Annotated in this window: 9 protein-coding genes and 1 pseudogene; 5 read left to right on the forward strand and 5 right to left on the reverse strand. The window is 66.2% G+C overall.

Going from position 1 to position 10,201, the window contains the following annotated elements; genetic code table 11:
- From ACIPK3_RS34000 to ACIPK3_RS34010, 3 genes are all read left to right on the forward strand, one after another.
- Positions 1–533: hypothetical protein (locus tag ACIPK3_RS34000; protein ID WP_402576077.1), on the forward strand; the 533-nt coding region annotated here is incomplete at its 5' end.
- 448 nt (positions 534–981) lie between these two features.
- Positions 982–1,380 carry a hypothetical protein gene (locus ACIPK3_RS34005; protein WP_402576079.1) on the forward strand — a complete coding sequence of 133 codons (399 nt, stop codon included), beginning with the start codon at positions 982–984 and terminating at the stop codon, positions 1,378–1,380.
- Between the two features lie 732 nt (positions 1,381–2,112).
- Positions 2,113–3,483 carry an MmgE/PrpD family protein gene (locus ACIPK3_RS34010; RefSeq protein ID WP_402576081.1) on the forward strand — a complete coding sequence of 457 codons (1,371 nt, stop codon included), beginning with the start codon at positions 2,113–2,115 and terminating at the stop codon, positions 3,481–3,483.
- Between the two features lie 195 nt (positions 3,484–3,678).
- On the opposite strand, the gene ACIPK3_RS34015 is transcribed toward ACIPK3_RS34010, so the two are convergent.
- The 3 genes and pseudogenes from ACIPK3_RS34015 to ACIPK3_RS34025 all read right to left on the reverse strand — a co-directional run bounded on the left by ACIPK3_RS34015 (position 3,679) and on the right by ACIPK3_RS34025 (position 6,752).
- The gene (locus tag ACIPK3_RS34015) at positions 3,679–4,251 is read right to left on the reverse strand and encodes a hypothetical protein (RefSeq protein WP_402576083.1); all 573 of its coding nucleotides are present in this window, start codon (positions 4,249–4,251) and stop codon (positions 3,679–3,681) included.
- 108 nt (positions 4,252–4,359) lie between these two features.
- Positions 4,360–4,512, reverse strand: a pseudogene (locus tag ACIPK3_RS34020) (IS5/IS1182 family transposase); the annotation flags it as partial.
- A 1,067-nt stretch (positions 4,513–5,579) separates the two neighbouring features.
- A complete protein-coding gene (locus ACIPK3_RS34025; protein WP_402576085.1) occupies positions 5,580–6,752 on the reverse strand; it encodes a N(5)-(carboxyethyl)ornithine synthase in 1,173 nt (390 codons plus the stop codon).
- Between the two features lie 419 nt (positions 6,753–7,171).
- On the opposite strand from ACIPK3_RS34025, the gene ACIPK3_RS34030 reads away from it, so the two are divergent.
- Complete coding sequence (locus ACIPK3_RS34030; protein ID WP_402576087.1) at positions 7,172–7,765, forward strand: hypothetical protein; 594 nt, start codon at positions 7,172–7,174, stop codon at positions 7,763–7,765.
- A 650-nt stretch (positions 7,766–8,415) separates the two neighbouring features.
- Positions 8,416–8,793, forward strand: a complete 378-nt coding sequence (locus ACIPK3_RS34035; RefSeq protein ID WP_402576089.1) for a hypothetical protein — start codon at positions 8,416–8,418, stop codon at positions 8,791–8,793.
- 294 nt (positions 8,794–9,087) lie between these two features.
- Here the strand turns inward: ACIPK3_RS34035 and ACIPK3_RS34040 are convergent, their stop codons facing one another.
- Both ACIPK3_RS34040 and ACIPK3_RS34045 read right to left on the reverse strand, forming a co-directional pair.
- Positions 9,088–9,249, reverse strand: coding sequence for a hypothetical protein (locus tag ACIPK3_RS34040; RefSeq protein ID WP_402576090.1), 162 nt, complete (start codon positions 9,247–9,249; stop codon positions 9,088–9,090).
- A gap of 225 nt (positions 9,250–9,474) precedes the next feature.
- On the reverse strand, positions 9,475–9,882 hold the full coding sequence (locus ACIPK3_RS34045) for a hypothetical protein (RefSeq protein WP_402576091.1): 408 nt from the start codon (positions 9,880–9,882) through the stop codon (positions 9,475–9,477).
- Positions 9,883–10,201: the final 319 nt, after the last annotated feature.

A 10,201-nucleotide genomic window follows, 5' to 3' on the forward strand; every position in this document is an offset into this window, starting at 1 on the left:
CCGGCGTCACCGGTCCGGCGGGAGCAACTGGCGACACCGGACCTGCTGGACCGGCTGGCACGCCCGGAGACACCGGACCGACCGGCGCGACCGGAGCGGCTGGACCGCAGGGCAACACCGGAGCCACCGGAGCACAGGGCAACACCGGAGCCACCGGACCGCAGGGCAACACCGGGCCCACGGGTCCGGCCGGTTCGTCCTTGGACATCGTCACGGTGGTTGTCGAGTCCCGCCTCTACCGAGCCGAGGTGGACTCCCAGGGGGTTGCCTGGATCCAGAGAGATCAATTCGACCGATCCGCCAACTCGTGGGTCGCGCTGTCGAACATTCGCGGCTACCCCTCGGCACGCATCGCGAGCATCTCCCTCGCCCCCTCCAGGGACAAGGAGATCCTGATCACCCTGCTCACTGTCGACAATAGGGTCTACGAGGCAAGCTGCCCCGTCAATCGCCACCCTCTCACCGCAGAATTCCTGCAACGCGACTGCGGACGCTTCGTCCCCATCACCACTCCCCAAAGAGGAAGTGTCTAATCAACGGCGGATCCGATGATCAAGGGGAATCTCAATGAGTTCGTTCCATCTTGAAGTTGCAGGTCACGGGGCTGGCGTGGGTCGTGGTTGGGGTGCTCGCGCCGGTTGGGGCTTTGATCGGTAGCAGGTGATCGCCCGTCAGCGCCGGACTTCGGCGTTCGTCAGCACGAGGAGGGCCCGCAGCAGCGTGGTCGCGTGCCTGGCGTTCATGCGTACCTTGGTGAGGATCCGCCAGTTCTTGAGGTCGGCGAAGCCGTGCTCGTTCGCTGCTCGCTCGCGGCTGACGAGCCGGTTCGCCTCCTACTGGGCAGCGGTGAGGGGATGGCCGCGACTGGCCCGGCGGCCGGTGACGATCACCGGGTCGTCGGAGTCGTCGTCCAGGCCGACGAAGCGCCCGCCGCCTCACCACACCCGCCCCCACCTGGCGCGACTCCCTCGGACTGGCCGCGTGAACATCAGCGAGCTCCTGGCAGACCTCCAGGACCAGCACGACAAGGCCGTGTCCCGGGCCAGCGAACTACGTGACCAGATCGACCACTTGACTGCCGCCCTGGCCGAAACCGAAGCGCGACTCGCAGACCTGGACATCACCCGGAAGATCATCGCCGAACGCGTCCCCCTCGGGACCGAGCCCGATCAGCCCGAGACGAACACCGCCTACCAGGCCATCGTGAGCGCCTTCAACCAGCACCCCGACCGGACATCTCGAGCCCGCGAGCTGCATGAACTCCTCGGCATGCCCACCGACGAGGCGACAGTCAACGTCACCCGCAGTCGCCTCGGACGCCTCGTCCGACAAGGCTTCCTCAACCAACCCGGACGAGGCCGCTACCAGAAACGGACTTAACGTCCACTGAGAGGTCGTCGCATTCGGTTGCCTCGGTAGGCATACCTTGCAGGATTGTTCAGCGGCTGATGCCGGAAGAGTTCTGGGAGTTGTTCCAACGAGTGGCGCCAATGGCGTCCTCGCAGCCTCACGACGGCGGCTGGCGTCGGCATGATGGCCGGGACGTGCCGGCCGCCATCGTGTTCGTAGCCATGTTGGGCACATGGCAGCAGTTGCCGTCCGCGTCATCGTGGAATCCAGACCCGGATCATCCAGAGACTCGCGACATGGCACCTCCCGCTTCCACGGCCGGCTGGAACGTGCTCGCACTGTGCTGATCGCGCTGAGCATGGGCCTGTCACCGGATGCTTCCTGCCGCTGACGTGGGCGCGGAGATGGGAGGCACTTGCCGAGATCCTTCTTCTCCATGGTGGTGAGGGCGGCGGCGAGCTCCAGAGGCCGGGCGCCCCAGCGCGGGGCCACCAAGACGGTAATGGAGAGGCTCCACTGCGTCTCCTGCGCCATGCGGGTGACCAACCATGCCGGATGGATGGGGAGCAGTGGCCAAGGGCGACAGACGCATCGTAAATATGGATAAATCATGCCATCAGGTTGCTTGGCGATTGTCGGGTACCTGCTCGATCCGCTTGGGGCCGTTGGGCGTGGTCGAACGTTCACCGATCCGTCCGTCCGAGACCACGAGGAGATGCCATGACTGCCCCAGCCGGCCCAGTGGACGCGAAGCCCACCAAGGTGGAGGAGATCGCCGCGTACGCGCACCGTGCGCGATACGAGGACCTCTCGAAAGCCTCTGTCGAACAGTTGCCGACACACATTCTGGACTGTGTGGCCTGCTCCCTCGCCGCTCTCGGCGCACCACCGGTGGACGCGTGCCGCGAACAGGTGCGCGAATTCGGAGACGGTGGAGCCTGCCGACTGATCGGGGGCGGATCCTCGAACCCGGTCTACGCGTCCTTCTGGCACACGGCTCTCGTGCGTTACGTCGACATCATGGAGAACTTCCTCGCACCGACCGAGACCTGCCACACAGCCGACAACTTCGGCGGCGTTCTCACTGCAGCGGATCTCGCCGACGCGAGCGGCCGCGAATTCATGCTGGGGCTCGCGGTCAGCTACACGATCCAGTCCAGGCTCGTCGACCACGCCAACTTCATGACGCGAGGGTTCGACCACACCGCGCAACTCGCCTTCTCCGTACCCGCAGCGGCCGGCCGACTCCTGGGCATGGATACGGAACAGATCGCTCACGCGATGGCCATGGCCGGCGCCAGCGGCGCCTCCTTCGCCAACATCAGGGCGAAGCCCCTCTCCCAGTGGAAGGGCCTCGCCTCGGCTCAGTCCACGTTCGCCGCGATGAACGCGCTGTTTCTCGCACGTCGAGGAGTTCAGGGACCGCTGTCCATCATCGAGGGCCCGAACGGAATCGAAAACCTGCTGCATCGCCCTATCGACGTCGACTGGGCCAATGAGAAGTACGAAGGCGTGGTCACGAGCGCCATCAAGCGATACAACGCCGAGATCCACACACAGTCGGCGATCCACTGCATGGTGGAACTGCGCGGGCGGCAGCCGATCGACTCCACGCAGGTCGTCTCCATCGAGGCGGTCGTCCCTCAGATCACCTTCGACTTCACCGGCGGCGGGCTGTACGGCGGAGCGTCCGTGACGATTACGACGAAGGAGCAGGCTGACCACAGCCTTCCCTACCTGCTCGCCGTGGCACTGCTCGACGGCGACGTGATGCCGGCGCAGTTCCTGCCGGAACGCATCGCGCGGGACGACGTACAGCAGTTGCTGACCAAGGTCGTCGTCAAACCCGGGCACGACTTCACGCGTGCCTACCCCGAGCTGATGCCGGCGCACATCACGGTCCGCCTGCAAGACGGCCGCGTCCTCACCCATGGTGTCGAGGACTATCCCGGACTGCCGTGTCGGCCCTTTACGTGGAATGACGCGGTCAGCAAGTACGACCGCCTTGTAGAGGGCAAGGTCGACCCCGGGCTCGCCGGAGAAATCAAGGACGTCGTCAAGAACATGGCCGGGCACACCACCCGAGAACTGGTCGACCTGCTCGCACGAGTGCCGTACCCGAACGCGAACTGACGGTCGCAGGAAGCCCGGCCTGGTCGACGACGCCTGTGGCTCACCGGCCGGCCACGCCACAGGGCCGGTGGACAACGATCGGCAGCTGAACGGACTGCGGGAACCAGGACCTGTTGTGAAGGTGCACGCCACAGTCACTCATTGACGTCGGTGCCCGACCACCCCGGGACGTGCTCCTGACGGTTGCGGATGCGGTCAGCTCGTCCGTCGGTTCCCGCCGACCGCTCCGCTGTGTCCGAGCAATCGGGCCTGCTCCCTCTTGAGCTGTGTGAACCTGTCGCGGATGTACTCTCTGAGCGCCCGGCCCGGAAAGGCTATGACCGACAAGTGCTCTTCATAGTTGCCTCGGGCCCAGCGCGCAGCAGTGATCTCGTAGCCCGAGACATGGGCGCAAAGCTGTAGGAGGGCCTGAGGCATCTCCTCCTCCATGAGGAGGTCGGCTTTGGTGACCACGACGTCGCGCATGGCTTGGATGTTGGGGATGAAGACTGTTGTGGCCCAGGTACGCCACTCCTCAAGTTCCTGCTCGGTGGGAGGAATGTCGTGGCGAAAGGGGTCGCGACCGTCGGGGCGGGCGTACTTCGCTGACCAGGTGTCATAGGTGCGGCTGTTGACTTCCATCAAGGCGAACAGTGGCCCGTAGAAGTTACTGAGCTGCTGGTTGACGCGCGTGAGGCGTGCCTGTCTCTGTGCCAGGCGCAGCCCGTTCAGATAGGTCGTCAGGTAGCCGATGAACGCCAGCCCAACCGTCACAATCACTGTAGCCATGACCAGCGATGTTAGGGATTGTCCGGCAAATGATCCACGGTGCTGGCTGGCCTGCTGGTTTCTCCGTCATTCACCTTCTTCTGGGCGAAGGCGTGCTCGGGGCGGGCATGGACCCTCGCCATCCGCGATCACCAGGGTCCTGCCGACAGTGTCCTGCGTGCTGGACAGTTCTCACGCCTTGCCGTCATCCCGATCGCCCGACACCGGCCGGCCCGCGGCGACGACCAACCGGGCATCAGCGTCAATCACGACCTGGCGGTTGGGTGGAGCAGCGGTAGCTCCTCCCCGCGTGCCGGAGCGCTGCCCGCTTCCATTGGGGTGAAGAACTCGGCGAGTTGCTGCCCTCCGCGCCCCAACGCGTCATGGTTCCTCTGAGGCAATCAGGGTCGAAGGGAGCAGGGTTGTGTATGTGAGGCATATCGGAACAATGCTGAGCGTCGCCGCGCTCAGCGTGTTGGCCATTCCGACGAACGCTCACGCTGCGGCAGTCGCCTGCGGCGGCGGTGTGTCGACCGGGCGGGTTGCCGTCAACGGCTGCATCAGTGCCCAACGCGGAAAGGAAGGCCGAATCTACACTCGGGAGATCACCGCCTACGTCAAGGCGCGAAACACTGGGCCGAGGGCGGTGAACGTCTCCTACGAGGCGTTCTTTCGTGTCGTCAACGGTGGCCACTGGGTGAAGTTGGGCAACGGTCGCACCTATGTCCCGGCAGGCGGGACTGTCGAGCCCACGGAGGTGGGAAGCTCGACCCGGGTGTGCGGGCCCGTAAAGGTTGAGATTCGTGTACACGCCCGCGCCGACGGGGCCGCGTGGAGCGGGTGGTCTACCGCCGCCACGGCGCAGTGTCAGACCTGAGCGGCAGACTGCGTCCGCACCACTGCATACGACAACTCCTCAGCCAGGCAGGGGAGATGGCGGAACGCGCCGACCGTCGCTCCCGGCTCGCGTCCGACGAGCTCGACCGGGGGCGGATCGATATCGCCCCGCTGCGTCGGTCCCTGGCCGGGAGGCCGTTGCCGAGGGCGGCGGACGGTCGGACCGGGCCTGCCGCGGGTGCTTCATCATGGCTGCGGCCGGATGCCAGCTCCGTTGCACGCGACTGGGTCGAAGGGCTGGAGCGCAGCGCCTGAACCCTCTTGGAAGCAGCGGAGAGCGGAAGGCTCGGCCTCGGCAAGCGCGGCATCCTCTCTCCTCTCTCCGCCTCCTCTTCCACGGGGATCGGATGGGTTTCACGGCCGACCGGCAGGCCCTCTGGTCCCGCGCCGTTCCCGCACATCCACAACCACCTGCCACCGCCTGGACACTTCAATGGCCACAGTCGGGCTTGCTAGACCCCTGAAGCCACCGGAGTAGCCGGGATCTCGGGAGTGTGGGGGTAGGCGGCGGAGCGGTGCTGGAAGGAGAGGATCTTCGGGTTCTGTACGACGCCGTCGCGAATCTCGATGGCCCTTCCGACTGTGACGTCGGTGTCCCATACCGCAGGGCCGCTCAGGACCTTGCGCAGGTAGGGCAGGAGCGCCTCACTGATTTCCCAGGTGGCGGAGTTCCAGAGGTGGGACGGACTGTGATCCACTGCGTAGTAGTGGCAGCCGGGCCCCACCGCGTGCATGGGCTCACCGAAGGTGGTCGGGCGGGCCCATTCGAAGCCCATGCCCTCGTCGCAGGCGACGTCGATGAAGAACGTCCCCGGCCGGAAGAGAGCGAGTTCCTCGTCGGTGACGAACGTGAGCGGCGCGTCGGTGTCCTGCAGGACGCAGTTGACGATGACGTCGAACCCGGCCAGGTACTCCGCCAGCGGCACCGAACCGGACGCGGTGAATGCCCGCAGGCACGACGGATCGTTCTCCTGCTCCGCGAAGTGACCCATCACGACCGAGGGCATCGGTGAGGCCACCGCTGCGGCGGCACGCTGTGTGAGCACCGTGACGTCGGTGATCCCCATGGCGCCCAGGCCGGTGACCGCTCCGCGCGCCGTGGCGCCGAAGCTGATGACCACCGCGCGCAGGCGGCGCCCGTAGCTGCCGGTCAGCCCGCCGAGTTGCAGGGCGTGCAGCACCGAGCAGTAACCGGCGAGTTCGTTGTTCTTGTGGAACACATGGACGCTGAAGGCGCCCGTGGAGGTCCAGTGGTTCATGGCTTCCCAGGCGATGAGGGTCAGCCGTCGGTCGATGCCGATCTGGGTCATCTTCTCGTCCTGCACGCAGTGCGGCCACCCCCACAGCACCTGGCCCTCGCGCAGCTCGGCGAGGTCCTCGTGCATCGGTTTGGGCAGCAGCAGGACGTCACACTCGGCGAGGAGCTGCTCACGGGAGCGAAGGCCGGCCACGAGTGGACGAAGCGCGTCGTCGGCGACGCCGAACCGTCGGCCGTAGTCGTGTTCGAGGAAGATCCTCTCGCGTACGTCCAGATCGATCCGGTCGAGATGGTGGGGGTGCAGCGGTAGCCGGAACTCGTTCTCCTTGTGGGAGGAGGCGAGGACTCCGAGACTCAACAGGCTCATGTGGGGCGGCTCTTTTCCATCCGGGCGCCATATGCTCCCGGGCTTGCCGTTCCCCGAGGGCGACGCCGACATGGATGACGGCGTGCGAGGTGCGCTCGGTATCACCACCGTACTCCGTCCAGGCCCGGGAACGCCCGTGATGGTCTTCCATTCCGGTCTTGGTTATCGTCCGTCCTGGTCTGGCTGGGCGCACCGTCGTTACGAACGACCCGGCCCGGACGCGTGGCGCATTCGTGGGGGTGAGGTCACGACGTCGGGGCGCTGCCCGGGTGGACTCTTGCGGCGAGCGGGACGAGCAGGCGGCGGCCAAGTCCGTCTTGCCGTGGGACCTGTTGTCAGTGGCCTGCGGCATGATGCGAGGCATGTGACGACTCGTCCAACTGAGCTTCGAGGCCGTCACCTACCAAGGGAGGGGTGCTGTGCGCAGGCCAGTCACAGGCGAGGTTCACGTTCACTACGGTCAGATCTACGTCGAGAGTGATCCGGACAGTGCGAACCCGGACCTCTCCGACGCGTTCGCAGGCCAGAGCGGGGGGCTGTGCGGGGCCTCGGTCCCGGGGGCGCTCTGGCTGGTCACCGGGCTGCACACGGGCGATGTCGGCTTCGTCGTGGAGGTCCACGACGAGGATCCTCCGCTGGACCCGGTCTGGGAGGACGTGGTGGAGGTGTCCTTCCGCCCGGTGTCGGAACGCACCAGTTTGGTGCAGTGGGCGGCCGAGGCCGCGTGGGACCTGGATCTCCCACGGACCGACTACCGGGTGCGGTACTGCGCCCAGGGGATGGACGAGGGGCAGAAGCTCGACACTCGAGTGTCCGGGGAGCCGCAGGCGGACAGCTACCTCCTGCAGTTCTGGCCCGCGCCGCCCCGCGCGGACCGCGTGATCCGCCAGACCTCACAGAGCGCCGCCTACTGGCACAGCTACGCGCGCGAACTTCCACCACCGCCCATACCGGAGCAGCGCGCCGAGACCGGACACGTGGCCCGCCAGGCGGAGGAGCGGGCCGCCGAGTAGCGGCTACTGCGCCGCGAGCGATGAGCGTAAGGCGGTCGGCTGCCGCGCGAGGGACTGCGTGGCGACGGCGACAATGTCCACGGTCCGGTCTGCTTGGACGGCGATCTGGTGCACGCGCTTGATGCCTCAGGTTCCGATCCAGCGCGGTGGCATCGTTGCGTCGGGGACACGGTCACGCCGACGGCTCCCCCACCGATCCGGAGTACGGCTCCCCCGCCGATCCGGAGTGAAGTCCACTCGCCAGACCATGACCACCAGGGCGCTCGGCAGGCGCGCGGTGCCGATCGCGGTTGCGGAGAGGTGCGCTGAGGGACTGCGGCAGGCTTGCTTGGCGTCTGCTCGTTCATGGGGCCCTTTTTGCGGTTGTTCCGTGGCGTCGCCCCAGGCGGCTCTGATCTGCTGAACAGCCGCCGACGCTATCCTGGTTGTGAGATGACGATCAACGGGGGAATGTTTCTGTGGACGGCTTCGCGTTCGAGTTGGCGACGGTCCGGGATGCTCCTGCCTGCAGACTTCGCGGATCGGTAGGTCCCTTCGGTGAGGTCGCCGTCTACAGCAGATCGGCGGGGAGGTCGGCGCGCCAGCAGCCCCTCAGCGAGGTGACGGTCGAAGGGCCCGGATTTCCGTACACAGCGTTCCGTGGAGTGGGCATGGGCACGCCCCGCCTGGACCTCGGTACGCTCAAGGTGAACGGGGTGTACCCACGCCTCGAACGGCACGTGTGGACGGTTCGCAAGGGCGCCCGATGGCTGGACATCGCGCACGACGGACGTCGGTACAGGTACACCTCCACTGGTAATCACCGCAGTGCCGAACTGGTGCGGGACGGCGTCCGCGTCGCCATCGGCCGGGGGCGACATCATGCCGACACCGGTTCCACCCGCGCCGGGAAGGCGGAGGGGCCCGTCGACAGCACGGACCTGGCCATCGCTCTCGTGCTGGACGTCGTGAACACCGAACTCCTCACACTGGGCGGCACCCTGCTCTCGGCGCCCCGCCGGTTCCTCTTCGAAACCGGCGCCGAGTGACCGCTGTCCCGAGCCCAGATCAAGAAGCAGAGCAAACGGGCACGTAAGCCAGTCCCCACTGGGTCAGGCCATGCTGCACATGAGCCCTGTCCTCGCTTCAGTAGCGGCACTGGCGCGCCTTGACCGTTAACGAACTCGCTGGTCTGCTGCTCGACGCCCAGGGGGTGCTCCTGGCCCGGATCGGTCCGGCGAGGCCGGCACTGTGCTCGCCCGTCTCCTTGAACCGGGTCTTCGGCTGGGAGGGGTTCTTGCCGAGCAAGGTCGCGCGGCCGTAGCTCTTGCCCCAGCCCTCGGTCACGAGGCCGACCAGCCCGTGCGGCGCCCTGCGGGCGGCTCCTCCAGGGCGTGGCGCATGACCTCGGTGACCAGATTCAGACAGGTCAGGTCGCGGACCGCGGCCAGGACGTGGGTGGAGTCGGTGCGCTGCCGGACCAGGCCGACCGCCCGGAACGCCAAGCACGAGGTCGATCAGCGTGTCGCCACGCATCGCCGTCCGGCCCCCGGCGGTCAGGACGAGGCGGTAGCGACTTGGCTCACTCATGCCCGGGTTCTTACCGTGCGTGCCGGTCGAGGATGACCAGCGGTCGGGGGTCTACCTCTCTGCCTCCACCGCCACAAGGGCCTCCTCCAACTTGGTACCCCTGGGTCGGTTCAGCCCATGCGGCGGCTTCGGCGGAACTGTCAGGCGTTGTTGTAGATCTCGTAGGTCTTGTAGCGTTCGCTGCCGCCGCCCCTCGTGACACTGACCGTCATCTCGAACCAGTGGTTCTCCGGCAGGTTGAAGCTCCCGCCGTCCGCAGCGCTCGAGTAGTGGCAGTGGCCATCGTTCTTGGTGTCGCTCAGGTCGACCTGGAAGCGCTTGGCCGTCTTGTCGTAGACATAGATGTTCGCGTACATGTCGTCCGACTTGATGTCACAGATCTTGATGTGATCGCCATGCTTCTCGAAATACGCGACGGCCCCCTTGTTCTCGTTGTACCAGGGTCCGTAGCCGTAGGTGATCGCGGCTGCCGGGGAGGCGCCTACGACCCCTGCGGTGACCGCGGCACCCGCCGCGAGTGCCATGCGGGCGGCATACTTCATCCTCATGATGCTCCTACAAATCAAACAGTGGGCGAGCTCGGACGTCGCCACACCGGGCTCAAGCCGGACACGCCTTGAGACTTCGCTGGTGCGATGAGACTACCCCAATGCGATCGCCACTCGGACTGCCGTTCGGTCGCGGACAGCCAGCGATAGATAGGGAATTGAGGGCGTACTCGTCCGGCGTCTCATGCCAGATCCGCGGTTTGCGCCGCTTTGCTGTCATGGTGCTAGGTGTATTGATCACGAGCGTTGTTGACACTGGTGGGTCTTGAACATGGCGAAGACCTCCGATGTGGTGGAGCTGTCTAGGAACACACCGCAC

Origin of the sequence: Streptomyces sp. NPDC086787 (assembly GCF_044745865.1) — a bacterium.
In the GTDB taxonomy this organism is placed as follows: domain Bacteria; phylum Actinomycetota; class Actinomycetes; order Streptomycetales; family Streptomycetaceae; genus Streptomyces.

Excerpts from the sequence above, each read along its gene's own strand:
- ACIPK3_RS34025 (WP_402576085.1), bottom strand. The coding sequence starts at position 6,752 with ATGAGCCTGTTGAGTCTCGGAGTCCTCGCCTCCTCCCACAAGGAGAAC.
- ACIPK3_RS34035 (WP_402576089.1), top strand. The coding sequence starts at position 8,416 with ATGGGCACGCCCCGCCTGGACCTCGGTACGCTCAAGGTGAACGGGGTG.
- ACIPK3_RS34045 (WP_402576091.1), bottom strand. The coding sequence starts at position 9,882 with ATGAGGATGAAGTATGCCGCCCGCATGGCACTCGCGGCGGGTGCCGCG.
- ACIPK3_RS34015 (WP_402576083.1), bottom strand. The coding sequence starts at position 4,251 with ATGGCTACAGTGATTGTGACGGTTGGGCTGGCGTTCATCGGCTACCTG.